Source organism: Halorarius halobius, from assembly GCF_024298865.1.
Lineage (GTDB): Archaea > Halobacteriota > Halobacteria > Halobacteriales > Haloarculaceae > Halorarius > Halorarius halobius.
In genome coordinates this window covers 3,624,320-3,650,025 of the sequence record NZ_CP101161.1, presented here as the reverse complement: position 1 = coordinate 3,650,025, position 25,706 = coordinate 3,624,320, and the positions used below count along the sequence as shown (strand labels likewise).

The following is a 25,706-nucleotide window of genomic DNA, read 5'->3' as shown; positions in this document are numbered from 1 at the left end:
GGTGAGACGGGGGGGACGATGACCGACGGCTCCCGCTTCGACGACCGCGTCGTCCGGGTCGTGGCCGCCATCGCCCTCCTCGGGCTGGTCGCCCGACTGCTCCTGCTCGGCGACCGAATCGCCCACTTCGACGAGGCACGGGTCGCCTGGTGGACCCACCACTTCGCCGCGAGCGGCCAGTTCCACTACCGCTACATCATCCACGGTCCGTTCATCCAGCACGTCGACCGCGCGCTGTTCGGCCTGCTGGGCGCGACCGACTTCAGTTCCCGGCTCCCGGTCGCCGTCGTCGGCGGCCTGCTCCCGCTCGTCGCGCTGTGGTTCCGTCACCGCCTCTCGGAGACCGAGGTCGGCGCGCTCGCGCTCCTGCTTGCGGCCAACCCCATCCTGCTGTACTACTCCCGGTTCATGCGCTCGACCCTACTGGTCGCGGCGTTCTGCTTCGTCGCCTTCGCCGCGTTCGTCCGCTGGTACGACGGGTTCGGCGTCCGCTACTTCCATCTCGGGCTGGTGGCGCTCGGGCTCGGGTTCGCCGCCAAGGAGAACGCCATCGTCTACGTGCTCTGCTGGCTCGGCGCGGGTGCGCTCGTCCTCCATCACAAGATGTACCGCCACCGGGGGGCCGACTCCGGGAGCGCGTGGCTCGCGTCCGCGGCCCGGTCGACCCGCCGCCGCCTCGTCGGCCCGGACTGGAGCCGACTCCGGTTCTCGGTCGCCCATCTCGCCGGCGGCGTCGTCCTGTTCGGCCTGGTCGTGCTGTTCTTCTACGCCCCCCGCGAAGGGGTGACGAGCGCGGGAGCACTCGCCATCACGCCCGACCACCCCAACTACCAGCAGGTGGTCGACACCTGCCGGCAGACGGGGCTGTGGTCGTCGCTCGCCGCGGGCGATATCGGCTCGCTGTTCCAGTGTACGGAACTGACCATCCAGCGGGGGTACGGCTACTGGTTCGGCGGCTCCAGTGAGACGACCGTCACGACGTACGTCGAGCGGCTCGGCAAGTTCATCTCCACCTCCGCACGGTACGCCGGCCCGCTGTTGGCGCTGGCGCTCGCCGGCTTCCTCATCGAGCAGTACGCCACCGACGACACCCGGCATCTCGTGGTGGGCGTCGCCTACTGGGGGGCCGCGAGCGTCGTCGGCTACCCGCTGGGGACCGACATCTGGGCGGCGTGGATCATCGTCAACGCCCTGGTGCCGCTGGCGCTCCCGGCGGCGGTCGGCCTCGGCTACATCCTCGATGCCGGCCGCGACGCGCTGGCCGACGAGGACCGCGTGAGCGTCGGGTTGGTCGCCGTCCTGCTGGTGCTCGTCGGCGGGGTGATGCTCTCGACCGGCATCTCCGCCGTCTACCTCAACCCCACCGAACCCGACAACGAACTCGTCCAGTTCGCCCAACCGGAGCAGGACATGCGCCCGGCCGTCGCCGAGACGCTGGAACGAGCGGGCGCCTCCGATGGACCTGACGCGCTGTTCTACGGCGGGAGCGACTTCGTCGACATGGACGAGCAGGCGACGCGGACGCCCGCCTGCATCAACTGGTTCCGGACGCTCCCGTGGGCGTGGTATCTCTCGCCCAACGGTGTCGACGTGACCTGCGCGAACGACACCGGCACGCTCCCCGAGGAGATGCCGCCCGTCGTCGTCGCGCAGGCGGAGTGTACGCTCGACCGAAACGTTGAGTGTCGGGAACGGCCGGCGGCCCTGGAGGTAGACTCGCGGCTCAGCGAGCGCATCCCCGCCGACTACGAGCGACAGGGGTTCCTCCACCGCTCGACCGGAGGGAGCTACTTCGACGGGATGGTCGTGTTCTACGAGTCGGAGACATGAGACTCGCGGCGGACGACCGGACGCTCCGGGCCGTCGTGGCCGTCACCGCCGGTGCGCTTCTCGCCCGCCTGTTCTGGCTGGGACGGCGGGTCGCTCACTTCGACGAGGGACGCGTCGCCTACTGGACGCTGGAGTACGTCCGCTCGGGCGCCTTCGAGTACCGCGCGGTGTTGCACGGCCCCCTGCTCCAGCACGTCAACCGCCGGCTGTTCGGCCTGCTCGGCCCCACCGACTTCGCCATGCGGCTGTTTCCTGCCGTCGTCACCGGCCTGCTCCCGCTGGCGGCGGTGCTGTTCCGGACGCGCCTGTCGGACCGCGAGGTGACGGCGCTGGCGCTGGTGCTCGCGTTCGAGCCTCTCCTGCTGTACTACGGGCGGTTCTCGCGGAGCGACCCGCTCGCCATGGCGTTCGCGCTGGTCGCGCTCGGCTGTCTGGTCCGCGCGCTCGATACGGGCCGGCGGTGGTACGTCGCCGCCGCGCCAGTGGCGCTGGCTGTCGGCTTCGGCGCCAAGGAGAACGCCGTTCTCTACCCCGTCGCGTGGCTCGGCGCGCTCCTGCTGGTCGCGGACTACCGACTGCTCGCCAGCGACGACCCGCCGGCGACGCTCCGCGCGTTCGGTTCCCGCGTCCGTCGGGTGCTCCGCCGGGCCGCCCCTCCGCTTGCCGTCGGCGCGGTCGCGTCGGTAGTCGTCCTGTTCGCTCTTTACGCGCCGCGTGCGCCCGGGGCGGACCCCGGAATCGGTGACCTGCTCGCCGACCCCGGCGTGGTCCCGGGGCTGGTCGAGGCGGTCGTGTTCGACGCCGGGAGTCGGTTCGTCGACCTCTGGCTCGCACCCAACGGCGCGTTCAAACTGGAGTTCAGTTACGTGTTCCTGATGGGGTCGCTGTTGCGGACGCTTCTCGCCGGTGCCGCACCGGTGACCCTGCTGGCGGTCGGCGGCTTTCTCGTCGACCGCTACCGCGGCGAGCCCCGTGCGTTCGTGCAGTTCGCCGGGCTGTGGGCCCTGCTCTCCGTCGTCGGCTACCCCGCGGTCGCGGACGTGCCCGGCGACTGGATAGGGATGCACGTCGTCGTGGCGCTGGCGGTGCCGGCGGCCGTCGCGCTCGCGGGCACCTACACGGTGGCCAGGGCCCGGAGCGACCGACTCGGTCGGGTGGCGGCCGCGACACTGCTGGTCGTCGCGGCGAGCGGCGTCGGCCTCGCGGGCTACACCAGCTACGTCGACCCCGAGGGACCGCACGAACTCGCGCAAGGCGCCCAGCCACACGGCGACTTCTCGACGCTCCGCGACGGGCCCGACGAACTGCTGGTGTACGGGCCGACGTTCGTCGACGGCGACGCGGCCGCTCCCCGGCGTCCGCCCTGCGTCGCCTGGTTCACGACGCTCCCGCTCGGCTGGTACACCGAGCGGGCGAACACGAACGTCACCTGCGCGCGCAACGATTCCACGTTGCCCGACCGACTCCCGCCGGTGGTGCTGGCGCCGGCCGACGCCTACGACGGCGAACTCGCGGCCAGGACCGACGGCTGGCGGGTCACGCGGGTCCAGTTCCGCCGGCACTCCACGGCCGCCGTCATCGTCGTCGACACCGACCGGGCCGAGGTCGCTCGCCGCGTCCCGAAACGTTGACCCCCCAGTCGCGGGAACCCCCGGTATGGAACTGACCACACCCGGACCGACGCTGGGCGTCGTCGGCGGCGGGCAACTCGGGCGGATGCTCGGGGAGGCCGCCGGCCCACTCGGGGTCCAGGTCGTCGTCTCGGACCCGACGCCGAACTGCCCCGCCTCGCCGGTGGTCGACGACCAGGTCGTCGGCGAGTTCGACGACTACGACACCGTCCTCGAACTCGCGGAGCGGGCGGACGCGCTCACCTACGAGATAGAGCTAGCCGACCCGGACGCACTCGAGCGGGCCAGCGAGGCGACGGGCACGCCGGTCCACCCGGACCCCGACACGCTCCGGACGATTCAGGACAAACTCGTCCAGAACCGCGCGCTCGACGACGCCGGCGTCCCCGTCCCCGAGTTCCGGCAGGTCGACGACGCGGCGGACCTCCGGGCCGCGGGCGAGGAACTCGGCTGGCCCGTCATGCTGAAGGCGCGACAGGGCGGCTACGACGGGCGGGGGAACGTCCCCGTCGCCGAGTCCGACGACGCCGAGACGAAGCTCAGCGAGGTCGGCGCGGGCGAGGACGGTGCGCTCGCCGAGCGGATGGTGCCGTTCGAGAGGGAACTGTCCGTCGTCGGGGTCAGGGGTGACGGCGAGACGGACGCGTTCCCCGTCACCGAGACCATCCACGAGGACGAAATCATGCGTGAGACGGCGTCGCCGGCCCGAACCGACTCCGCAGTCCGCGAGCGGGCCCGCGAGGTGGCACTCGACGTGCTGGACGAACTCGACGGTCGCGGCGTGTACGGCATCGAACTGTTCGAGCGCGATGGAGACATCATGGTGAACGAAATCGCCCCGCGGCCGCACAACTCCGGCCACTGGACCATCGAGGGCTGTGTCACCTCGCAGTTCGCCAACCACGTCCGAGCGGTGCTGGGGTGGCCGCTCGGCGCCTGCGAGCGCCGGTGTCCGACCGTGATGGCGAACGTGCTCGGGACGGTCGAGGAACCGCGCCGCGCACGGCTGTCGGGCGTCGAGGACGTGCTGGCCGCGGACCGCGCGAGCCTCCACTGGTACGGGAAACGCGAGGCCCGACCGCTCCGGAAGATGGGCCACGTCACGCTCATCGCCGACGACGGGGAGGACGTCGATGACCTCCTACCGCGTGCCCGCCGACTCCGCGACGACCTCCGGTTCGCGTAGGGGCGCGTCCACGCCGGCCGCGGTCAACTGGTCGACCGGGAGGGTGCGGACCACCCCGTCGGGCAGGCCGAGCCACGGGATGGGCGGCCGGACCTCCGAGACGGTGGCCGGGCCGGTCTCCGCTGGCGTCGGGGTCGCGGTGTCGTTCACTGGCGTCTGCGGCCGTTCGGGGAGCGTCTCACAGTCGCCTGCGACGACGTACGCGGCGCCGGACTGGTTCCCGCCGACGTCGGCGCCGGTCGCGGAGACGACGACGTCGGTGTTGCCGTCGCCGCTGGCGTCGCCGGGCCCCGCGACATCCCAGCCGGCGAGCGCGCCCGCCCCGCCTCCCTGGAACGTCGCGCCTGCGGTGGAGAGGTTCCGCACGATGGAGGCGCCGTTGCCGTACACGAGGTAGGCGGCGCCCGACCGGGTGGCCGTCCCGTTGCGGTACGGCGCGCCCACGAGCACGTCGTCGATGCCGTCACAGTCGCCGTCAGCGGCGCCGGCGGGTGCGACCGACCAGCCGGCGCGGTCGCCGGCGCTCTCACCGTAGATGCTGACGCTCGCGTCTTCGAGCGACCGGTTCTCCGTAATCGGGCCGTGGACGATGTAGACGGCGCCGGCGTTCCGTCTGGTCACGTTGCCCGCGGCGTCCTCGACGTTGTGGAACGGTGCGCCGACGACGATGTCGCCGACGCCATCGCCGTTGGTGTCACCGGCACCCGCGATGGCACGGCCCGCCTGCTCGGTCGCGTCGCCTCCCGCCAGAACGACGCCCGAGGAGGCGTTGACGCGGCCGCGGCGGTCGACGCCGAGCACGTACACCACGCCCGCGTTGCTGTCGTCGCGGTCGCTCCGGGGCGCTCCGACGAGCACCTCCGGCTGGCCGTCCCCGGTGACGTCGCCAGCGTCGGCCACCCGATAGCCGGCCGCCTCCCCCGGCATCGCGCCCAGGAACGTCGCGCTCGCAGTGGCGTTGAGGCGGGCGCCGTCCGCCGAGAGCGGGTCGACGAGCAGATAGGCGGCGCCGGCGTTGCGGCCCCCGGTCCGGCTGTCGTTGCCGGGCGCGCCGACGAGCAGTCTGTCCGCCCCTTCGGTGGGAGCGTCGACGGCCGCGACGGCGTAGCCGGCCCGGTCGAGACGGGACGCCCCGTCGACGATGGCGTCGGCGGCCGCCGGGAGCGTCACGTTCCCCGTGAGATTCCCCCCACGGAGGAGGTAGACGCGGCCGGCGTTTCGCCCGGCGCTGTCGTTGCGGGGGGCGCCGACGGCGATGTCGTCGACGCCGTCGCCGTCGAAGTCGCCGGCCGCGAGCCCGAACCCGGCCCGGTCGAACTCGGCACCGAGGAGCGTCGCGTCGGCGCGGTCGGGCGTCCGCGGGGGCGCAGTCGAACCGAACGGGCCGTAGAACACGTACACTGCGCCGCTGTTGGGGTCGTTCTTGTCGGCGAGCGGTGCGGCGACGAGCACGTCGGTGGCGCCGTCGCCGTTCACGTCGACGTCGCTGATGACGGCGTGGCCGGCACGCTCCAGCGGGTCCCCCGCGAACGTCGCGTTCGCGTCGGCGAGCTCGAACGTGCCTGCGAGGGTGCCGGTGGGTGCGTGCGTCGTCGCACCCGGTCCCCGCTCGCCGGTCGTGCCGGCGAACACGGTGGCGATGGCGGCAGTACTCGTGACGGTGAGGAGCACGACGACCACGACAGTCACGGCGGCCGTGTTCTGACGACGGGGGGTGAGCATCGGCGGCCGTACACGGGCCACTACTTTCGTTATGGAGGGACTGAGACGCCAGGCGTGCGCCCGGATTCGGGTCGAAACGGCGGTGAGCCGCGGTAGGCGTCGCGTAACTACCGTGGAGGGCGCGCGGCGTACGGCCGGTTAGCCGGACGTGGCCGCGGCGCGGGCGACCCGCTCGAGCCACGGCACGCCGAGGTCCACCGGGAGGTCGACGCCGAGGTCGAACTGCTGGACGGTCGTCCAGTCGAACGGGACGCCGTCGACGGTGCCCGCGGCGTCGCCGCAGTTGCCGGCCATCAGGTCGAAGTTGGGGTTGAGGTAGTCCGGTGACCGGACGCCGACAACCTGCCCGCTCGCGGTGAACCGGTAGCCGTCGAACCCCTCGCGGCCGAACGTGGGGTTGTTCGGCGGCACCGACTGGCCGTCGTCGGCGTCGACCTCCTCGATGTCGTACTCGCCGTTCGAGAACGTCACCAGCGTCGTCCCCTCGAACGTCTCCCCCTCGGGCACGTAGACGACGACCTGTCCACAGCCCGTGAACCGTGGCGGCGCGAGCGTCTCGCCGTTCTCGGCACAGTCGACGGTGACGGTCTGCTCGCCGATGCGGTAGACGTTCTCGTCGATGGCCGAGAGAGTGGTGACGGTGTACTCGCCGTCCGCCAGCCCCACGAACGTCCCGGAACTGCCGGCCGCGACCGTGACGCGGCGCTCGGTGTCCGGCCCCTCGACGTCGACCTGCACCGGTTCGCCGTTGGGATTGAACACGCTGACGCGCCCGTCACCGTCGTCGCAGTCGCTCTCGGCTATCACCGCCTCCGTGGGACAGGCGACGGTGACGGTCTCCGCGCCGACGCGCCGGACGTTCTCGTCCTCGGCAGTTATCGTCGTGACCGTGTACTCGCCGTCAGCGAGGTCCTCGAACGTCGCGGTGTCGCCGGCGGCCACGGTGACGCGGCGCTCGAATCCCGGCCCCTCGACGTCGACCTGCACGGCAACGTCGTTGGGGTTCTCGACGGTGAGGTTTCCACCCGTCGCCGTACACCGGAGCGCGGTTTCCACCTGCTCGACCGGCGCAGGCTCGGGGGTCGGAGTCGGCGTCGGCGAAGCCGTCACGGTGGGCGACGGACTGGGAGTGGGCGACGGCCTGGGAGTGGGACTGGGACTTGGCGATGGGCTCGGGGTCGGCTCTGGTTCCGGCCGTTCGCAGTCGACGGTGACGGTCTGCTCGCCGATGCGGTAGACGTTCTCGTCGATGGCCGAGAGAGTGGTGACGGTGTAGTCGCCGTCCGCCAGCCCCTCGAACGTCTCGCTGTCGCCGGCGTCGACCGTGACGCGGCGCTCGAATCCCGGCCCCTCGACGTCGACCTGGACCGCCTCGTCGTTGGGGTTCTCGACGGTGAGGGTCCCTTCCTCGTCGTCACACTCGACGGCGGCCGCGACCGGCTCGGTGGGGCAGGCGACGGTGACCGTCTCCGCGTCGACCCGCGTCCCCTCCTCGGTCCGGGTCCGGACGCGGTAGTCGCCGTCCGCGAGAGCATCGAACGTCTCGCTGTCGCCGGCATCCACGGTGACGCGCTCGTCGAAGCCGTCGGGGCCCTCGACCTCCACCAGCACCGACTCGTCGTTGGGGTTCTCGACGGTGAGCTGTCCGCCGTCGGCCACACACCGGAGGCGCGTCTCGACCGGGTCGACCGGTTCGGGCTCAGGCGTGGGTGACGCGGTCGGGCTCGGCGACGGCGTCGGGCTCGGAGATGGCGTCGGGCTCGGCGACGGCGTCGGCGATGCGGTCGGCGTCGGACTCGGAGAGGGCGTGGGTTCGGGGCCCGGCTGGTCGCAGTCGACGACGACGGTCCGGGAGCCGATGCGGTAGACGTTCTCGTCGATGGCCGAGAGGGTGGTGACGGTGTACTCGCCGTCCGCGAGACCGCCGAACGTTCGGGTCGCGCCCGGTGCCAGCGCGACGCGGCGTTCGGTGCCCGGCCCCTCCACGTCTACCTGCACCGGTTCGTCGTTGGGGTTGCTGACGACGATTCGGCCGATTTCGTCGTCGCAGTCGTCGCGCGCCTGCACCTGCTCGGTGGGACAGGCGACGGTGACCGTCTCGGCATCGACGCGCTGACCCGACTCGGTGCGGGTCCGGACGCGGTAGTCGCCGTCCGCGAGTCCGGTGAGCGTCCGGGCGTCGCCGGCGTCGAGACGGAGCACCCGGTCGAACCCATCCGGGCCTTCGATTTCGACCCGGACGCGGTCGTCGTTGGGGTTCTCGACCGTGAGTCGGCCGCCGTCGGCCGCACACCGGAGACGCGTCTCGACCGGGTCGACCGGTTCGGGGCCCGGCGTCGGACTGGGAGTCGGCGTCACCGTCGCGGTCGCCGTCGGACAGTCTATCTCGACGGCCGTGGTGCCGACCGTGTAGCGGTTGCCCGAGATGTCCGCGCGCGTCCGAACCGCGTACTCGCCGTCCGCGAGGCTGGTGAACCGTTCGCGCTCGCCGGAATCGAGCGTGACGGTGCGGTCGTCGCCGGGACCTCTCAGTTCGACGCGGACGCGCTCCTCGTTGGGGTTCCGCACCGTGAGCACGCCGCCGTCGTCGTCACACCGCGTCGAGACGTCCACCTCCTCGGTCGGACAGTCGAACCTGACGCGCTCGAGGCCGACGCGCTCGCCGTCGAGGTCCAGGGTCGCGACCTGGTAGCGGCCGTCGGCCAGTTCGTCGAACGTCCGTGACTGACCGGCCCGGAGCGTCACCACCTGCTCGTAACCGCTCGGGCCGGTGAGTCGGACCCGGACGCGGCGGTCGTTGGGGTTCTCGACGGTGAGCCGACCGCCGTCGGCCGCACATCGCTCCCGCACGTCGACCCGGTCGAGGCCCGGCGCGGGTGACGCGGTCGGGGTGGGCGTGGGGCTGGCCGTCGGCGTGGGCGTGGGCGTCACCGGGCAGTCGCCGAACAGGAGGTAGGCGGCACCCGACTCGTTGCCGCCGGCGTCGCTACCCGGCGCGCCGACGAGCAGGTCCTCATGGCCGTCGCCGGAGGTGTCGTTGGCCGACGCGACCGCCCGCCCCGCGAGGTCGCCTTCGCCCGCGCCGACGAACGTCACGCCCGCCGTCGAGAGATTCCGGAGTCCGTCGGCCCCGCCGCCGTACACGAGGTACGCCGCGCCGGAATCGTTGCCGGCGGTGCTGTTCCGGGACGGCGCGCCCACCAACAGGTCGTCGACGCCGTCGCAGTTCACGTCGCCCGACCCGGCGGCCGACACTGCCGCCCCGGCCCGGTCGCCCACCGCTTCGCCGGTGAGTGTCACGTTCGCCTCGTCGAGCGTCAGGTCCGACGTGACGGGGCCGTAGACGACGTAGGCGGCGCCGGCGTCGGGTCGGGTCGCGTTCGGGCCGGGGTTCTCGACGGCGACGCTGTCGTTGCCGGGCGCGCCGACGACCACGTCCCCGACGCCGTCGTCGTTGAAGTCGCCCGCGGCCGCGATGGCGCGCCCGGCTTCGTCGGTCGGGCCCACGCCCGCGAGGGTGACGCCCTCGGAGACGTTGACCCGGCCCCGGCGGTCGACGCCGAGCACGTACACCGCGCCGCCGTTCGGCTCGTTCGCGTCGCTGAACGGTGCGGCGACGAGCAGTTCGGTGCGGTTGTCGCCGCTGACGTTGCCCGCGCTGGCCACCCGGTAGCCCGCGGCGTCGCCGCGCTGGGCGCCGTGGAACGTCGTGTCCGCGGCGTCGTCGAGACGCGAACCGTCCGCCGAGAGCGGGTCGACGAGCAGGTAGGCGGCACCGGCGTTGAGACCGCCAGCGCTGTCGTTGCCGGGCGCGCCGACGAGCAGTCGCTCGCCCGGCGTCCCGGAGAACGGACCGGTGTACGTCTCGATGGCGGCGACGGCGTAGCCCGCGCGGTCGTTGCGCGCCGCGCCGTCGATAGTCGCGTTGGCCGCGGTCGGGAGCGTGACGTTGCCCGCGTAGTCGCCGCCCCGGAGCAGATAGACGCGGCCGGCGTTTCGCCCGGCGCTGTCGTTGCGGGGGGCACCGACGGCGATGTCGTCGACGCCGTCGCCGTCGAAGTCGCCGGCCGCGAGCGCCCGGCCCGCACGGTCGCCCGGCGCGCCCAGCAGGGTGGCGTTCGCGTCGCTGGCGTTGAACTGCCCGGGGTCGATGGGTCCGTAGAATACGTACACAGCGCCGCTGTTGGGGTCGTTCTTGTCGGCGAGCGGCGCGGCGACGAGCACGTCGTTCTCGCCGTCGCCGTTCACGTCGACGCCCCCGACCACCTCGTTGCCTGCCCGCTCGAACGCGTCGCCCGCGAACGTGGCGTTCGAGTCGCTCAGGTTGAACGTCTCGCGGTCGTCGAGTCCGTCGGACTGCTGGAGTCGCGCGGCGTGGTCACCGCGAGCGTCGTCGCGCTCGGGCGCGAGTTGGGCCGCGAACGCGACGGTGCTGGTGAGAACGAGAACTGTGACGAGGAGGAGCACGGCCGTCGACAGGACACCTCGGTCGTCGACTCGGGACATGTTCCCCCCGTGTGAGGGCCAGCGCTTTCGTTATAGCGAGGTTGCTGGCTGGGAAGCCCGGCTTGCCGGCCGTCAAAGGCCGCATTACCCCGTCCGGCCGGAGATAACGCCGGATTTCCGGTCGGTGGCGTCGCCGTCCCGTCGGGCTTACCGCCGGTCGACCGCGCGGAACCACAACCGCAAAGCCCCTGTCGACACCTCCTCCGGTATGGCCGAATCGGTCGACTCGCTCGTCGACGACCTGCACGCCGAGGCGGACCGTGCCCGCGACCCGGAGGAGACGCCCGAGGTGGGCATCGTGATGGGGTCGGACTCCGACCTCCCGACGATGTACGGCGCCTACGAGGCGCTGACCGAACTCGGGTTCGCGGAGGTGACCGACTACGACGACCCGCCCGAAGCGCGGTTCACGTTCGAGACGTACGTCGTCTCGGCCCACCGGACGCCCGAGTTGATGTACGCCTACGGCGAGACTGCTCGCGACCGGGGGCTGGACGTCGTCATCGCGGGCGCGGGCGGCAAGAGCGCGGACCTGCCGAACATGACCGCAAGCATCGCCTATCCGCTTCCGGTCATCGGCGTTCCCGTACAGGAGAAATCCGTCGACAGCGTCATCGGGATGCCACAGGGTGCGCCCATCACGGCCGTCGACGCCGGCAAGTCGTTCAACGCCGCGCTGTCGGCGGTGCAGGTGCTCGCACGCGAGCACGGGGAACTGGAACAGCGCCTCGTCGACTACCACGAGGACCTCCAGCAGGGCGTCGGGGAGGACTCGCGCCGGCTCCACGAACTCGGGACGCCCGCCTACCGCGAGCGGATGGAGTAACTCACAAGCATCAGTACTACTACAGTAACGGGGTTCAGGGAACCGGTAAGTGGCCGGCAACCGCTCGTGGGAGCGATGACGGACGACACCATGCGAGCGGCGGTGATTCCGGACGAATCGTCGGGATACCGAATCGAGGACCGACCCGTGCCGGACCCCGACCCCGACGATGTCCGCGTCGCCGTCGACGCCTGCGGGGTGTGCCGTGGCGACGACGTGGTGGTCGAAGGGAACCCCGCCGTCGAGTACCCCCGCGTGCCGGGCCACGAGATCGTCGGCACCGTCGACGCCGTCGGCGCGGACGTGACCGAGTGGGAACCGGGCGACCGGGTCGGCGTCGGGTGGCACGGCGGCCACTGCTTCACCTGCGACGCCTGTCGGCGCGGCGACTTCGTCCTGTGCGGCGATAAACCGGTCACCGGCATCCACCGCGACGGCGGCTACGCCGAGTTCACGCTCGCGCGGCCGGAAGCGCTCGTCGCGGTGCCCGACGAGCTCGACAGCGCCGAGGCCGCGCCCCTGCTGTGTGCTGGTCTCACGTCGTTCAACGCGCTCCGGAACGCCGACGCCGGGCTCGGTGACCTCGTCGCGGTGGTGGGTATCGGCGGGCTCGGCCACCTCGGGGTGGCGTACGCCCACGAGGCAGGGTTCGAGACGGTCGCCATCTCGCGGGGAACCGACAAGCGGGCGGCGGCCCACGAGCTGGGTGCGGACCACTACGTCGACAGCGAGCGCGAGGACCCCGCCGAGGCGCTGCAGGCGCTCGGTGGCGCGGACCTCGTGCTGTCGACCGCCCCAGCCAGCGACGCCGTGGCGGCCGTCGTCGAGGGACTCGGCGCGGACGGCGAGGTGTGCAACGTCGGCTTCCCCGAGGAGTCGGTCCCGGTGAACGTCAGCCACCTCGGCGCCGTGCGTGGCAGCGTCTCCGGTGGACCGTCCGGCTCTCCCTGTGCGGCCGAGGAGACGCTCGAGTTCGGCGCTCTCCGGAACGTTACGCCCCGCGTCGAGCGGTTCGACCTCGCCGAAGTGGGGACGGCGTACCGACGGATGGACGACGGCGACGTGCGGTTCCGGGCCGTCGTGACGCCCTGACGTGTGAACCGCAGGGCCTTCGACTCGCGTGCGCCCGTCCGCGCAAGAATCAACCCTTATGTACCCGGATTCCTAACCGGTCAAGTGATACAGAACAGATGAGCAATCCGTGGATAGCTATCGGGGCGCTGACGCTGGTGGCGATCATCATTCCGGTCTCGATGATCGTGATATCGTCACTGCTGCGTCCGAGCGTGCCGGAGCAGGGAAAAAGCGCCGTCTACGAGTCCGGGGAGGTCCCCACGGGCGACACGCGCATCCGCTTCAACATCCAGTACTACATGGTCGCGCTGTTGTTCGTGATATTCGACATCGAGACCGTCCTCATCTTCCCGTGGACGGTCATCTACCGGGACGCCGTCCAGCAGTTCGGCATGGGGCAGGCGCTGCTCCCGATGCTGGTGTTCATCGGCGTGCTGGTCGTGGGGCTCGCGTGGGCGTGGCGCAACGGTGCCGTCCAGTGGGTCAAATCGCCGCGCGCGAGCGCACCGGACCGGAGGGCCGAGTAAACTATGAGTAGCGACAACGAAATTCAGTCGACGCAGGAAGCCCGGATGGGCGAAGGCGTCGACAGTCGATTCAACTCGAAGCTTCGCGAGGCGTTCGGCTCCTCGCCGTTCATCCTCACGAAGTTCGACAAGTTCATGAACTGGGTGCGTGGCTCATCGATGTTCATGCTGCAGTTCGGCATCGCCTGCTGCAGCATCGAGATGATGCACACGTACGCCGTCAAACACGACCTCGACCGGTTCGGCGCGGGCGTTCCCCGTGCCTCGCCGCGACAGGCCGACGTCATCATCGTCCCGGGGACCATCGTCTCGAAGTTCGCCCCGCGGATGAAGCGCGTCTACGACCAGATGCCCGAGCCGAAGTTCGTCGTCGGGATGGGGTCGTGTACCATCTCGGGCGGGCCGTTCCACGAAGGGTACAACGTCATCAAGGGCGCGGAGGAGGTCATCCCGGTCGACATCCACGTCCCGGGCTGTCCGCCCCGCCCCGAGGCGCTCGTGTACGGCATCGCCAAACTGCAGGAGCGGGTCGCCAACGGCGAGACGTCGCCGGTGACGGTCAAGCCGTACGAACTCGAACAGTTCGGGGACCTCGAATCCGACGAACTCGTCCAGCATCTCGCGGACGAGATCGACGAGGAGGACCTCGTGATGCGGTACAACTGGGCTGACTCGCCATGAGCCTGGAAGATCCGACCAAGGCTGACCTCGACGTCGGGGAGACCGCCGACGGCGGCGTCGACTACGACGAACTCGAGGCGCTTCTGGGCGACCACGTCGTCGGTCGCGAGAGCCACGTCAACGCCGAGGCGTTCGTCGTCCGGCCCGACGAGGTGCAGGACGCGCTGTTCCTGCTCCGCGACGAGGCCGGCTTCGACCACTGTTCCTGCGTGACGGCACAGGAGTACGAGGACCGCTACGAGTCAATCTACCACCTCTCGAAGTACGACGACCGCACCCAAGAGGTCGGCGTCGTCGTTCCGACGGCGAAGGACGAGCCGGTCAGCGAGTCCGCCAACCCCGTCTACCGGACCGCGGACTGGCACGAGCGGGAGGCGTACGACCTCGTTGGCGTCGAGTACGACGACCACCCGCAGATGGAGCGCATCCTCCTGCCGGACACCTGGCAGGGCCACCCGCTGTCGCTGGACTACGACCAGGAACAGCCACAGGTCGTCGCGTTCCGCCAGCACGCCAACCCACTCCAGGAGGACCACAGCGCCGGGGAGGACTCGGACACGATGTTCGTCAACATCGGGCCCCACCATCCGGCGACCCACGGCGTGCTCCACCTGAAGGCGACGCTCGACGGCGAGCAGGTCGCCGACGTGGAAAGCGACATCGGCTACCTCCACCGCTGTGAGGAGCAGATGTGCCAGCAGGGTACCTACCGCCACCAGATAATGCCGTACCCCGACCGCTGGGACTACATCTCGGCGGGCATCCTCAACGAGTGGGCGTACGCGCGGGCCGCCGAGGACATGGCCGACATCGACGTGCCGGAGTACGCGCAGGTCATCCGTACCATGTCGGCGGAACTGTGCCGCATCGCCAGCCACCTGCTGGCGCTTGGCACGTTCGCGCTCGACGTGTACGGCGACTTCACGGCCATCTTCATGTACGCCACCCGGGACCGCGAGGTGGTCCAGAACATCCTCGAGGACCTCACCGGTCAGCGGCTGATGTTCAACTACCTGCGGCTCGGCGGCGTCGCCTGGGACATCCCCGAACCCCGCGAGGAGTTCTTCGAGAAGACGCGCGACTTCCTCGACGAACTCCCGGGGCGGCTGGAGGAGTACCACAACATGGTCACCTCCAACGAGATCTTCCAGATGCGGTGTGTCGACACCGGCGTCCTCGACCCGGACATCGCCAAGAGCTACGGCGCGACCGGGCCCGTGGCGCGGGGGTCGGGCATCGACTACGACCTGCGCCGGGACGACCCGTACGGCTACTACGACGAACTCGACTGGGACGTCGTCACCGAGGACGGCTGTGACAACTACTCGCGGGTCCTCGTGCGGATGCAGGAGGTCGAGGAGTCCGCGAAGATAATCGACCAGTGTGTCGACTTGCTGGAAGACTGGCCGGAAGACGAGCGGAACATCCAGTCGAACGTGCCGCGGACGCTGAAGCCGGAGGCAGACACCGAAATCTATCGCGCCGTCGAGGGCGCGAAGGGCGAACTCGGCATCTACATGCGCTCGGACGGCACCGACAAGCCGGCGCGGTTCAAGATTCGGTCGCCGTGCTTCTCGAACCTGCAGACGTTGCCCGAGATGAGCCAGGGCGAGTACATCCCCGACCTCATCGCGTCGCTGGGCAGTCTCGACATCGTGCTCGGTGAGGTGGACCGCTGATGCTCCAGGAGGGCAACGCCACCAACGCGACGAACGCGACGGGCGGCACCCAGCAGATGCTCCCCGAGACCATCTCCGGGGCGCTCGGGCTCGGCGGCGGCCCTATCGCCGACTTCGTCGGCGGACTCATCGGCGCGGCGCTCATCGCCACGTTCCTGCTGACGCTCGTGGCGGTCTCGGGCATCTGGGGCAAGCGAAAGATAACCGCCGCGTTCACCGACCGCATCGCGGTCAACCGACACGGCCCGTTCGGATTGCTCATCATCGTCGCGGACGCGGTCCGTCTACTGTCGAAGGAGCTCATCATCCCCGACGGCGTCGACCGCCCCGCCTACGACATCGCACCCATCGTGATGGCGAGTTCGGCTCTGCTGGGCTTCGCGGTCATCCCGATGGGGAACGGCATCCAGTTAGCCGACCCCGAGGCGGGGCTCGTCTACGTGTTCGCCGTCGCGTCCATCGCGTCGGTCGGGCTCATCATGGCGGGCTACTCGTCGAACAACAAGTACTCGTTCCTCGGCGGGCTGCGCGCGGTCGCACAGAACCTCGCGTACGAGATTCCGCTCGTCGTGACGGCGGCGTCGGTCGTCATCTTCGCCGGGACGCTCCAGATGAGCGAAATCGTCGCGGCCCAGGCCGAACCGCTCGCGCTCGGGCTGAAGAGCTGGTACGCGTTCGTCAACCCGTTCGCGTTCCTCCTCTTTATGGCGGCGAACCTCGCGGAGGTCGGGCGCAACCCGTTCGACATCCCCGAGGCCCCGACCGAAATCGTCGCCGGCTGGCAGACCGAGTACTCGTCGGTGTACTTCGTGCTGTGTTACCTCTCGGAGTTCATCCACATCTTCCTGGGCGGCGCCATCATCACGACCATCTTCCTCGGCGGCCCGACGAGCCCCATCGTCGGCCTGGAGATACTGCCGGGGTTCCTCTGGTTCGTGATCAAGATCCTCGGCGTCTACCTGTTCACCCAGTGGTGCCGGTCGGCGGTTCCACGGGTCCGCATCGACCAGCTCATCGAAATCGGCTGGAAGGGGATGCTGGTGCTATCGTTCGCCAACCTCGTGCTCACGGCCGTCATCGTGGGGGTGATCGCCTGATATGATCGGAGTGCTCAAATCGATGGCAACGACGATGAAACACGCGCTCGACGGCACCACGTTCACCGTCGAGTACCCCGAAGAGGCCCCCGAGGTCTCCGCGCGGTTCCGGGGCGTCCACAAGTTCAGCCAGGAGCGGTGCATCTGGTGTCGACAGTGCGAGAACGTCTGTCCGAACGACACCATCCAGATCGTCACCGACGACCAGCGCAACGGCGAGCAGTACAACCTCCACATCGGGCAGTGCATCTACTGCCGGCTCTGTGAGGAGGTCTGTCCCGTCGACGCCATCCTGCTCACCCAGAACTTCGAGTTCACGGGCGACACGAAGGACGACCTCGCGTACAACATGGAACAGCTGAAGAACGTCCCCTGGTACAAGGACATCGACCCGCTCGCGTCCCGGGAGCCGGACCGCGGCGCCTGGATCGGCGAGGGCGAGGGCGAAATCGACTACCAGTAGACCACGTTCTGTAGTTCCCCTTCGTTCTCCGGGCCACACGCTGGGGGCTGGCAACACGCCGCAACGCCGCCCCCGAGTCGCACCGCCTCGTACTCAACTCGATTTCAGGGAACTGTTTACTGGTGGTACGTCCTGCAGTCGCGTATGTTGCTCGTCGGTAGCGACGACGGAGTGTACCGGGCGACGGACGCGTTCGGCGGCGGTCCCAGCGTCGAGCAGGTACTCGACTCCGGCCAGGCGATGCGCGTCGAGTCGTTCGACGGCGTCGAGGGCGCGTTCGCCGCCACGACGACCGGGCTGTACCACTCGCCGGACGGTGACGAGTGGACAGACCTCGGCGTCCCGACCGGCGAGGTGTACGCCGTCGGTGCATCTCCGGACGGCGACCGCCTGTTCACGGGCACCCGTCCCGCCCGGCTGTACGTCGCGGACGCTGGTGGGCTCGGGTCGGAACCGCTCGACTGGGTGGAACGCGAGCGGTTCCGCGCACTCGGCGAGCGCGACGACTGGGGCATCGACCGGCACGACGGCGTCGCGCAGGTGCGAGACGTCCACGCGTTCGACGACCGTCTCGTCGTCGGCGCCGAGGTGGGCGGCGTTTACGTCGGCGACCGGGACGAAGGGTGGGCCGACCGGCGTATCAGGGGGTTCGACGCGCCCCATCTCGACGACATCCACCACGTCGCGGTCGTCGACCACGAGACGTTCGTCGCCGCGACCGGAAGCGGTCTCTATCGGACGACCGACGCCGGCCGGTCGTGGCGACGCCTCGACGCGGACCACCCCGCGTGGTACTTCCGCGAGTCGTACGTCGACGGCGAGGTCGTCTACGCGGGCGGGTCGACCAGCGCCCCGTCGTCGTGGGACGAGGCCGACCACGCGCTGTTCGAGCGACCCGGTGACGTGACGGGTGCGGTCGACTCGCCAGTTCCCGGCGAGGTAGCCGTCGGGTGGACCGCGCGCGACGGCGACCCGGTCGGCGTCACCGACGCGGGGACGCTGTTCGTGCGCATCGACGGGGGCTGGGAGACGGTCGGCACGGTCCCGTCCGCCGACAGCGTCTACGGTCGGTGTGTCCCGATTTCGTGGGTCGAGACGGGGGCGGTCAGTCCTCGCCGCTGACGCTCGCGTGCGCGTCGGTCGGGTCGGTCCCCAGCGTCGTCGTTCCCGTCGTCTCGGCGGTGAACGGTTCGCCGTAGAGCAGGTTCCCGAGCACGACGTTGACGAACTGGACGACGAGCACCAGCAGTAGCGGGCCGAGGAACAGCCCGTACCAGCCGAACAGCACCGCGCCGAGCACGTACGCGAACAGTACGGCTCCTTCGTGGAGCGTCTGTCCCGAGATGTACGGCCGGAGTACCGACTGCGGGAGGAGGTCGAGGAACAGGAAGGCGACGACGAGGAAACCGACGGGGTAGACGAGCAGGCTGGCGTCGGCCTGGGTGGCCCGGTACGCGAGGATAGCCGCCACCGGCACGTAGACCAGTTTGCCGACGACCAGCGGGACGAAGGTGGCGAGGCCGGTGAGCACCGCAAGCAGGGTCGGGAACGGCATCGCGACGGCCGCGGGTGCGAGCAGGTTGTAGCCGTTGTACGCGACGACCGCGGCGACGGTCACGCCCAGCACCGTCAAGACGTTGCCGAAGTAGACCACCTCGAGGTCGGCGTCGGCGCCCGCGAGCCAGGCGTTGGCGGCGGTGTCCCGGCCGCCCACCTCGGCGCGGAACCACGCCGCCAGACGGTCGCCGTCCCGGTAGAGGAAGAAGGCAAAGGCCAGCGCGAGCGTCAGATGCAACAGAACGTTCGAGACGGCACCGAGCGTCCCCACCGCCACGTCGACGCCCTGTCGGAACTGGGGGAGGTCGGCGAGGCGGCCGAACGCCTGCTGTGGGTTCTGGAGCACCGACGTGAGCGAGGAGCCGTCGCCCAGCAGTCGCACGAGCAGGTCCTTCACCGCGTCGGAGCCGGCGGCGGCACCGAACTCGCGGATGGCGACGATCGCGGTGTACGACAGTAGCGCGAGCACCGGGACGACGATACACAGCAGGGTGAGCGCCGCCGCCGCACTGCGGTCGTCGAGTCGGTGGCGGAGCCGCCTGTTGACCGGGCGCGCGCCGTAGTAGACGAACAGTCCGAGGACGAAGGTGCCGATGAACGAGTAGACGAAGTAGCCGACGGCCGCGAACAGGCCGGCGGCGATGAGCCACCAGCCGGCACGGCGCCGCTCGACGTCGGGGAGGACCGGGGACATACACGGCCGGTTCGGCCGAGTCCGCCTTGTAGCTGTTCCCGAAGCGGCGTCGAGACGGCTCGACGCGCCGGCGAGCCGGCGCCCTTGGCTCCCGCGAACGCGCCCCCGCGTGTAGGCGCGTAAAGAAAGCTTCAAACCGAAGGCGCCGGAGTTTCCGATAATGGCTGTAGCACCGCTCGAACTAGCGGCGTTCCTTCTGTTCGCCCTCGTCACGCTGGCGAGCAGTCTGGGCGTCGTCTTAGTCCGTGACGTGTGGCACAGCGCGCTCCTTCTGGGAGTGGCGCTCACCAGCGTCGCGGTCCACTACGTCATGTTGCGAGCCGAGTTCCTCGCGGCGATGCAGATCCTCGTCTACGTGGGCGGGGTGCTCATCCTCATCACGTTCGCCGTGATGCTGACCCGCGAGCAGGACTCCGAAGAGGAGGTGGTCGCATGACGACCCGCCCGCGCCTCTATCGGGGGGGCAAACTGGCCGGCGTGGTCGCGCTTGCGCTGTTCGGCGTCCTCGCGGCCGTGTTCCTGACCGCCGACTTCGGCGAGATGGCCGGCTTCGGCGGTGCCGAGGGCATCACCGCCTCCATCGGCTACGCGATGTTCAACCTCGACGGCGGGACGCTCCCCGCGGAGGGGTTCCTCGTCGCGTTCGAGATAATCGACGTGGTCCTCATCGCCGCACTCGCCGCGGCGGTGATGCTCGCGCGCCGCGAGCAGGACGCCACCGGGTTCCTGCCGCTCATCGACGGTGGGCGCGACACGGGTCCGGAGGGAGCGTCTCGGAACGACGAGGACGAACACGGAGGTGACGACTGATGGCCGTCCCGGTCCAGTACTATCTCGTGCTGTCGGCGGCCGTCTTCTGTATCGGCCTGTTCGGCATCCTCACCCGTCGGAACGCGCTGTTGTTCCTGATGTCGGTCGAGCTGATGTTGAACGCAGCGAACATCAACTTCGTCGCGTTCTCGATGTACCACGGCAACCTCACCGGACAGGTGTTCAGCCTGTTCACGATGGCGCTTGCCGCCGCCGAGGTGGCGGTCGGCATCGGTATCATCCTGGTGCTGTACCGCAACTTCGAGGACATCGACGTGACGAAGGCGACGACTCTGAGGTGGTAAGATGGCGGAGATAACTCAATTCGCTCCGGCGATTGCGTTCCTGCCGTTCGTATCGTTCCTGGTGGCGTTGCTGTTCGGCGAGTACCTCCCGAAGAAGGGGGCCATCGTCGGCACGCTCGCGACCGCGACCTCGCTGCTGCTGTCGGCAGTGATGCTGGTCACGGTGGCGACGGGCCACTCCCACCACGAGACGCTGTACACGTGGGTCGGCAGCGAGGGCGTCCCGTTCGAGTTGACGTTCGGCGTCCTGCTCGACCCGCTCTCGACGCTGATGCTGGTCATCGTCTCGACCATCGCCCTGCTCGTCCACGTGTTCTCGATGGGGTACATGAACGACGAGGGCGAGACGGGTCTGCCGCGCTACTACGCCGAACTCGGGCTGTTCACCGCGAGCATGCTCGCGTTCGTGTTCTCCGACAACCTGCTGATGGCGTTCATGTTCTTCGAGCTCGTGGGCCTCTGTTCGTACCTGCTCATCGGCTTCTGGTTCCGCGAGGCCGGCCCGCCCTCGGCCGCGAAGAAGGCGTTCCTCGTCACCCGGTTCGGGGACTACTTCTTCCTCGTGGGCGTCGTCGCCGTGTTCGCGACGTTCGGCACGGCGATGTTCGGCGGCCCCGGCGTCGAGGAGTCGTTCCCCGGCATCGCGGCCGCGGCGCTGGCCGGGAACGCGAGCGTGACGACGTTCTTCGGGCTCGGCGAGCAGGCGTGGTTCACCGTTATCGGCCTGCTCGTGCTGGGCGGCGTGATGGGCAAGTCCGCCCAGTTCCCGTTCCACACGTGGCTCCCGGACGCGATGGAAGGTCCGACGCCCGTTTCGGCGCTCATCCACGCCGCGACGATGGTCGCCGCCGGGGTGTACCTCGTCGCCCGGATGTACGGCTTCTACGCGCTCTCCCCGACGGCACTCGCGGTTATCGCGTTCGTCGGCGGCTTCACCGCCCTCTTTGCGGCGACGATGGGCGTCGTGAAACGCGAAATCAAGCAGGTGCTCGCGTACTCGACCATCTCCCAGTACGGCTACATCATGCTCGCCCTGGGCGGCGGCGGCTACGTCGCCGCGGTGTTCCACCTCACCACCCACGCCGTGTTCAAGGCGCTCCTCTTCCTGGGTGCGGGGTCGGTCATCATCGCCATGCACCACAACGAGGACATGTGGGACATGGGCGGGCTGAAAGACGAGATGCCCGTCACCTACTACGCGTTCCTCTCGGGTTCGCTGGCGCTCGCGGGCATCGTCCCGTTCTCCGGCTTCTGGTCGAAGGACGAGGTGCTGTTCGAGACGCTCGTCCACGGGCTCGGCGAGAGCCCGCTGCTGCTCGCCGCGTACGCGATGGGACTGCTCGCGGTGTTCTTCACCGGCTTCTACACCATCCGGATGGTCCTGCTCACCTTCCACGGCGAGCCACGGACCGACACCGCCGCTGACCCCCACGGCGTCCGCTGGAACGTGAAGGCGCCGCTGGCCATCCTCGGCGTGCTCGCGGCGACCATCGGCGTCATCAACCTCGTGCCGGTCCACCAGCTGGTGCCGGCCGTCCCCGAGTTCCTCCACGACTGGCTCTACCACGGGCCGGAGGGGCTCAACGGCGACTACTACGGGACGCTGCTGCACGACGTCGCCGGCTACACCGCCGCGTACCCGCTGGGTGAGACGGCGACGATGCTCGCGTCGGCGGCCGTCTCGCTGGGTGTCGCACTGGCCGGGTCCGGGCTCGCGTACGTGCTGTACCGTGGTCCCGACCCGGACGCACACACGGACAAACTCGGTTCGGTCAAGACCTTGCTGTTCAACAACTACTATCAGGACGAGTATCAGGTGTGGCTCGCTGAGGGACTCACGCTTCCGGTCGCCAACGCGGCCAACCGATTCGACGGGACGATTATCGACGGTGCGGTCGACATGGTGTCCCGCGTGAGTCTCCTGTCGGGCGACCGCCTGCGGCGGGTCCAGACGGGTGTCGTGAGCAACTACGCGGCACTCCTGACGCTGGGGCTGGTGCTGTTGCTGGTCGGCTTCGGCGTCATGCAGGGGTGGTTCGCATGATGATAGAACTCCTGCTCGCGCTGTGTCTGCTCGGCGCCGCGGCGGTGTTCTTCCTGCCCGACGACTGGGCGCCGAAGGCCGCGTTGGGCATCTCGCTCGCGCCGCTTGCGGTGTCGCTGTACATGTACGCCGTTTTCGAGGGGGCGGGCAACGCCCTGCTCGCGGACCCGAGCACCCAACTCGCCTTCGAGACGACCGCCGAGTGGATAACGGTCGGCCCGTACGACCTCTCGTGGCACGTCGGACTCGACGGCATCTCGATGCCGCTGGTCGTGCTGTCGACGCTGTTGACGACGCTGGCCATCCTCTCGTCGTGGACGCCCATCGACGAGCGGCAGAGCCAGTTCTACGGGCTGATGCTGTTCATGGAGGCGATGCTGGTCGGCGTGTTCGCCGCGCTCGACTTCTTCGTCTGGTTCGTGTTCTGGGAGGGCGTGCTCGTGCCGATGTACTTCCTCATCGGCGTCTGGGGCGGCGCGCGCCGGAAGTACGCCGCCATCAAGTTCTTCGTCTACACGAACATCGCGTCGCTGGTGATGTTCCTGGGGTTCTTCGCGCTCGTCTTCGGCCTCGGCGACTCCATCACGTCGCTCGACATGCCGGCAATCGCACAGGCGATTCGCGCGGGCGAACTCGGCTCGCTCGCGGGGATTCCGGCGGTGTCGGTGGCGACGCTCGCCTTCTTCGCGATGTTCGTCGGCTTCGCGGTGAAGGTGCCCGTCGTCCCGTTCCACACGTGGCTCCCCGACGCGCACGTCGAGGCCCCGACGCCCGCGTCGGTGATGCTGGCGGGCGTCCTGCTGAAGATGGGGACGTACGCCCTGCTCCGGTTCAACTTCACCATGTTGCCGGGCGTCGCCACCGACTACGCGCCGCTGATAGCGCTGTTCGCGGTGGTGTCGGTCATCTACGGGGCGCTGTTGGCGCTCGCCCAGGAGGACCTCAAGCGCATCGTCGCCTACTCGTCGGTGTCGTCGATGGGGTACGTCATCCTCGGGCTGGTGGCGTACACCGTCTACGGCGTCGGCGGCGCGACGTTCCAGATGCTCTCCCACGGTCTCATCTCCGGCCTGCTGTTCGCCTGCGTCGGCGTCATCTACAACACGACCCACACGCGGATGGTCGGCGACATGTCCGGGCTCGCCGAGAAGATGCCCGTCACCGTCGGCGCGTTCCTCGCCGGCTCGTTCGGCTACATGGGTCTGCCGCTGATGGCCGGGTTCGCCGCGGAGTTCTACGTGTTCGTCGGCTCGTTCGGTGCGGCCTTTGCGGGCGCTCCGCTGTTCACGGCGGCGGCGATGTTCGGCATCGTCATCGTGGCCGGCTACCTGCTGTTCGCGATGCAGCGGACGCTGTTCGGCGAGTTCCGCTCGGACACCGACTACGAGGTCGTCCGTGCGGACCTCCACGACGTGGTGCCGCTTCTGGTGCTCGTCGTGTTCATCATCGCGCTCGGGTCGTTCCCCGGTGACCTGGCGTTCGACATGATCACCGACGCGGTGGTGCCGGTCCTGCCCGACAACGTTGCGGCTCTCGGAGGTGCTCCGTAAATGGCGATAACTCCCGACTGGGCGGCCGTCGCGCCGACGCTCGTGCTCGGCGTCACGGCGCTTGCCCTGTTCGTGTTCGACAGCATCGACCCCGATTCGAGCAACAACCCGGTGCTCGCCGGCATCGCGTTCGTCGGCGCGCTCGCGTCGATGGCCGTCTCCGGCGTCTACCTGGCGGCCGGCGTCGGCTCGCCGCCGGTCGAACTGTACGGCGGCCAGCTCGTCGTCGACGGGATGGCGCTGTTCTTCCAGTTCATCTTCACCAGCGTCACCGCGCTGGTGTGTCTCGCCAGCCTCGACTATCTCGAGGACCTGGACTACCAGGCCGAGTACTACATGCTCGTCGTGCTGGCGGCGACCGGGATGACGCTGATGGCCGCCGCCGGCTCGCTGGCGGTCGGCTTCGTCGCGCTCGAGTTGGCCAGCCTCCCGTCGTACGCGCTGGTCGCGTTCCTGAAGAAGAACCGCGGCTCCGTCGAGGCGGGGCTGAAGTACTTCCTCATCGGCGCGCTCTCGTCGTCGGTGTTCGCGTACGGCATCTCGCTGGTGTACGGGGTCTCCGGCTCGCTCCTGCTTGACCAGGTCGCCGCGGGCGTCGCCGACACCGGTCTCGGGGGTATCCTCGGCGTCGGCGTGCTGATGGTGCTGGGCGGGTTCGCGTTCAAGACCGCGAGCGTCCCGTTCCACTTCTGGGCGCCGGAGGCCTACGAGGGCGCACCCGCGCCCATCTCGGCGTTCCTCTCGTCGGCCTCGAAGGCCGCCGGGTTCGCGCTGGCCTTCCGCGTGATGGTCGTCGCCTTCCCCATCCAGGAGGTGTACCTCGACATCAACTGGGTGCTCGCCGTGCAGGTGCTGGCGCTGGTGACGATGACGCTCGGCAACTTCGCGGCCGCCACCCAGGAGAACGTCAAGCGGATGCTCGCCTACTCCTCGGTCGGGCAGGCGGGCTACGTGCTCATCGGGCTGGCGGCGCTGACCGGCACCGGGAACCAGGGGCTGGTGCTCGGTGCGGGGATGCTCCATCTGCTCGTCTACGGGTTCATGAACACCGGCGCGTTCCTGTTCGTCGCCTTGGCGGAGTACTGGGGCGTCGGCCGGACGTTCCAGGACTACAACGGGCTGGCGAAGCAGGCGCCCGTCGCCTGCGTCGCCATGACGGTGTTCCTGTTCTCGCTTGCGGGCCTGCCGGTCGGCGGCGGGTTCCTCTCGAAGTACTTCCTCTTGATGGGCACCGTCAGCGCGGGCGTCGTCTGGCTCGGCGCGGCGCTGGCCATCAACAGCGCGCTGTCGCTGTTCTACTACAGCCGCGTCGTGAAGGCGATGTGGATAGAGGAGCCGGACGGCGACGTCTCGGTGAACGGCTACCCGACCGGGCTGTACGCCGCGGTCGTCGCGGCGGCCGTCGTCACGGTCGCGTTGCTGCCCGCGCTCGGCTTCTTCTCGGGGCAGGCGTTCGACGCCGCGGCCGCGATGTTCTGACGCGGCCGGCCCCGTCGACTCCGCTTGCGGAGGGTTTTAGCCCGT

General features: G+C 69.5%; 20 protein-coding genes. 17 read left to right on the top strand and 3 right to left on the bottom strand.

What is annotated here, in order from left to right; all coding sequences use genetic code 11:
* Positions 1-18 precede the first annotated feature (18 nt).
* The 3 genes from NL112_RS19175 to NL112_RS19165 are packed head-to-tail and all read left to right on the top strand — an operon-like array spanning position 19 to position 4,647.
* Positions 19-1,830: a flippase activity-associated protein Agl23 gene (locus tag NL112_RS19175; protein ID WP_255150454.1), complete on the top strand. Its 1,812-nt coding sequence runs from the start codon at positions 19-21 to the stop codon at positions 1,828-1,830.
* Positions 1,827-3,461: a flippase activity-associated protein Agl23 gene (locus NL112_RS19170; protein WP_255150453.1), complete on the top strand. Its 1,635-nt coding sequence runs from the start codon at positions 1,827-1,829 to the stop codon at positions 3,459-3,461. The genes NL112_RS19175 and NL112_RS19170 overlap by 4 nt, the downstream gene beginning before the upstream one ends.
* A gap of 25 nt (positions 3,462-3,486) precedes the next feature.
* Positions 3,487-4,647 carry a 5-(carboxyamino)imidazole ribonucleotide synthase gene (locus tag NL112_RS19165; protein ID WP_255150452.1) on the top strand — a complete coding sequence of 387 codons (1,161 nt, stop codon included), beginning with the start codon at positions 3,487-3,489 and terminating at the stop codon, positions 4,645-4,647.
* Here the strand turns inward: NL112_RS19165 and NL112_RS19160 are convergent.
* Both NL112_RS19160 and NL112_RS19155 read right to left on the bottom strand, forming a co-directional pair.
* A complete protein-coding gene (locus NL112_RS19160; protein WP_255150451.1) occupies positions 4,603-6,369 on the bottom strand; it encodes an integrin alpha in 1,767 nt (588 codons plus the stop codon). The two genes, NL112_RS19165 and NL112_RS19160, sit on opposite strands and share 45 nt — an antisense overlap.
* A 138-nt stretch (positions 6,370-6,507) precedes the next feature.
* Positions 6,508-10,875, bottom strand: coding sequence for an integrin alpha (locus NL112_RS19155; protein ID WP_255150450.1), 4,368 nt, complete (start codon positions 10,873-10,875; stop codon positions 6,508-6,510).
* A gap of 208 nt (positions 10,876-11,083) precedes the next feature.
* On the opposite strand from NL112_RS19155, the gene purE reads away from it, so the two are divergent.
* The 8 genes from purE to NL112_RS19115 all read left to right on the top strand — a co-directional run bounded on the left by purE (position 11,084) and on the right by NL112_RS19115 (position 18,344).
* Complete coding sequence (purE, locus tag NL112_RS19150) at positions 11,084-11,701, top strand: 5-(carboxyamino)imidazole ribonucleotide mutase (RefSeq protein ID WP_255150449.1); 618 nt, start codon at positions 11,084-11,086, stop codon at positions 11,699-11,701.
* Between the two features lie 90 nt (positions 11,702-11,791).
* Complete coding sequence (locus NL112_RS19145; RefSeq protein WP_255152624.1) at positions 11,792-12,793, top strand: alcohol dehydrogenase catalytic domain-containing protein; 1,002 nt, start codon at positions 11,792-11,794, stop codon at positions 12,791-12,793.
* 98 nt (positions 12,794-12,891) lie between these two features.
* Positions 12,892-13,302, top strand: a complete 411-nt coding sequence (locus NL112_RS19140; protein WP_255150448.1) for an NADH-quinone oxidoreductase subunit A — start codon at positions 12,892-12,894, stop codon at positions 13,300-13,302.
* 3 nt (positions 13,303-13,305) lie between these two features.
* A complete protein-coding gene (locus NL112_RS19135) occupies positions 13,306-13,983 on the top strand; it encodes an NADH-quinone oxidoreductase subunit B (protein WP_255150447.1) in 678 nt (225 codons plus the stop codon).
* Positions 13,980-15,662, top strand: coding sequence for an NADH-quinone oxidoreductase subunit D (locus NL112_RS19130; RefSeq protein ID WP_255150446.1), 1,683 nt, complete (start codon positions 13,980-13,982; stop codon positions 15,660-15,662). The genes NL112_RS19135 and NL112_RS19130 overlap by 4 nt, the downstream gene beginning before the upstream one ends.
* Positions 15,662-16,759 (top strand): complex I subunit 1/NuoH family protein, encoded by a 1,098-nt coding sequence (locus NL112_RS19125; RefSeq protein WP_255150445.1) that lies wholly within the window; start codon positions 15,662-15,664, stop codon positions 16,757-16,759. The genes NL112_RS19130 and NL112_RS19125 overlap by 1 nt, the downstream gene beginning before the upstream one ends.
* A 1-nt stretch (position 16,760) precedes the next feature.
* The gene (locus tag NL112_RS19120; RefSeq protein ID WP_255150444.1) at positions 16,761-17,222 is read left to right on the top strand and encodes a NuoI/complex I 23 kDa subunit family protein; all 462 of its coding nucleotides are present in this window, start codon (positions 16,761-16,763) and stop codon (positions 17,220-17,222) included.
* A gap of 144 nt (positions 17,223-17,366) precedes the next feature.
* Positions 17,367-18,344 (top strand): WD40/YVTN/BNR-like repeat-containing protein, encoded by a 978-nt coding sequence (locus NL112_RS19115; RefSeq protein ID WP_255150443.1) that lies wholly within the window; start codon positions 17,367-17,369, stop codon positions 18,342-18,344.
* On the opposite strand, the gene NL112_RS19110 is transcribed toward NL112_RS19115, so the two are convergent.
* A complete protein-coding gene (locus NL112_RS19110; RefSeq protein ID WP_255150442.1) occupies positions 18,328-19,473 on the bottom strand; it encodes an AI-2E family transporter in 1,146 nt (381 codons plus the stop codon). The two genes, NL112_RS19115 and NL112_RS19110, sit on opposite strands and share 17 nt — an antisense overlap.
* A 160-nt stretch (positions 19,474-19,633) precedes the next feature.
* On the opposite strand from NL112_RS19110, the gene NL112_RS19105 reads away from it, so the two are divergent.
* The 6 genes from NL112_RS19105 to NL112_RS19080 are packed head-to-tail and all read left to right on the top strand — an operon-like array spanning position 19,634 to position 25,661.
* Positions 19,634-19,909, top strand: coding sequence for an NADH-quinone oxidoreductase subunit J (locus NL112_RS19105; protein WP_255150441.1), 276 nt, complete (start codon positions 19,634-19,636; stop codon positions 19,907-19,909).
* Entirely contained in the window at positions 19,906-20,283 is a 378-nt protein-coding gene (locus tag NL112_RS19100; RefSeq protein WP_255150440.1) for an NADH-quinone oxidoreductase subunit J, read from the top strand. Before NL112_RS19105 ends, NL112_RS19100 begins: the two co-directional genes overlap by 4 nt.
* A complete protein-coding gene (gene nuoK, locus NL112_RS19095) occupies positions 20,283-20,588 on the top strand; it encodes an NADH-quinone oxidoreductase subunit NuoK (RefSeq protein ID WP_255150439.1) in 306 nt (101 codons plus the stop codon). Before NL112_RS19100 ends, nuoK begins: the two co-directional genes overlap by 1 nt.
* 1 nt (position 20,589) lies before the next feature.
* Positions 20,590-22,632: an NADH-quinone oxidoreductase subunit L gene (gene nuoL / locus NL112_RS19090; protein WP_255150438.1), complete on the top strand. Its 2,043-nt coding sequence runs from the start codon at positions 20,590-20,592 to the stop codon at positions 22,630-22,632.
* Positions 22,629-24,182 carry a complex I subunit 4 family protein gene (locus NL112_RS19085; protein WP_255150437.1) on the top strand — a complete coding sequence of 518 codons (1,554 nt, stop codon included), beginning with the start codon at positions 22,629-22,631 and terminating at the stop codon, positions 24,180-24,182. The genes nuoL and NL112_RS19085 overlap by 4 nt, the downstream gene beginning before the upstream one ends.
* Entirely contained in the window at positions 24,183-25,661 is a 1,479-nt protein-coding gene (locus tag NL112_RS19080) for an NADH-quinone oxidoreductase subunit N (protein WP_255150436.1), read from the top strand.
* The last annotated feature ends 45 nt before the right edge of the window (positions 25,662-25,706 follow it).

Excerpts from the sequence above, each read along its gene's own strand:
- NL112_RS19085 (WP_255150437.1), top strand. The coding sequence starts at position 22,629 with ATGATGATAGAACTCCTGCTCGCGCTGTGTCTGCTCGGCGCCGCGGCG.
- NL112_RS19175 (WP_255150454.1), top strand. The coding sequence starts at position 19 with ATGACCGACGGCTCCCGCTTCGACGACCGCGTCGTCCGGGTCGTGGCC.
- NL112_RS19110 (WP_255150442.1), bottom strand. The coding sequence starts at position 19,473 with ATGTCCCCGGTCCTCCCCGACGTCGAGCGGCGCCGTGCCGGCTGGTGG.
- NL112_RS19115 (WP_255150443.1), top strand. The coding sequence starts at position 17,367 with ATGTTGCTCGTCGGTAGCGACGACGGAGTGTACCGGGCGACGGACGCG.
- NL112_RS19120 (WP_255150444.1), top strand. The coding sequence starts at position 16,761 with ATGATCGGAGTGCTCAAATCGATGGCAACGACGATGAAACACGCGCTC.
- purE (WP_255150449.1), top strand. The coding sequence starts at position 11,084 with ATGGCCGAATCGGTCGACTCGCTCGTCGACGACCTGCACGCCGAGGCG.
- NL112_RS19125 (WP_255150445.1), top strand. The coding sequence starts at position 15,662 with ATGCTCCAGGAGGGCAACGCCACCAACGCGACGAACGCGACGGGCGGC.
- nuoK (WP_255150439.1), top strand. The coding sequence starts at position 20,283 with ATGGCCGTCCCGGTCCAGTACTATCTCGTGCTGTCGGCGGCCGTCTTC.
- NL112_RS19130 (WP_255150446.1), top strand. The coding sequence starts at position 13,980 with ATGAGCCTGGAAGATCCGACCAAGGCTGACCTCGACGTCGGGGAGACC.
- NL112_RS19080 (WP_255150436.1), top strand. The coding sequence starts at position 24,183 with ATGGCGATAACTCCCGACTGGGCGGCCGTCGCGCCGACGCTCGTGCTC.
- NL112_RS19100 (WP_255150440.1), top strand. The coding sequence starts at position 19,906 with ATGACGACCCGCCCGCGCCTCTATCGGGGGGGCAAACTGGCCGGCGTG.
- NL112_RS19155 (WP_255150450.1), bottom strand. The coding sequence starts at position 10,875 with ATGTCCCGAGTCGACGACCGAGGTGTCCTGTCGACGGCCGTGCTCCTC.
- NL112_RS19160 (WP_255150451.1), bottom strand. The coding sequence starts at position 6,369 with ATGCTCACCCCCCGTCGTCAGAACACGGCCGCCGTGACTGTCGTGGTC.
- NL112_RS19165 (WP_255150452.1), top strand. The coding sequence starts at position 3,487 with ATGGAACTGACCACACCCGGACCGACGCTGGGCGTCGTCGGCGGCGGG.
- NL112_RS19105 (WP_255150441.1), top strand. The coding sequence starts at position 19,634 with ATGGCTGTAGCACCGCTCGAACTAGCGGCGTTCCTTCTGTTCGCCCTC.
- NL112_RS19170 (WP_255150453.1), top strand. The coding sequence starts at position 1,827 with ATGAGACTCGCGGCGGACGACCGGACGCTCCGGGCCGTCGTGGCCGTC.
- NL112_RS19140 (WP_255150448.1), top strand. The coding sequence starts at position 12,892 with ATGAGCAATCCGTGGATAGCTATCGGGGCGCTGACGCTGGTGGCGATC.
- nuoL (WP_255150438.1), top strand. The coding sequence starts at position 20,590 with ATGGCGGAGATAACTCAATTCGCTCCGGCGATTGCGTTCCTGCCGTTC.
- NL112_RS19135 (WP_255150447.1), top strand. The coding sequence starts at position 13,306 with ATGAGTAGCGACAACGAAATTCAGTCGACGCAGGAAGCCCGGATGGGC.
- NL112_RS19145 (WP_255152624.1), top strand. The coding sequence starts at position 11,792 with ATGCGAGCGGCGGTGATTCCGGACGAATCGTCGGGATACCGAATCGAG.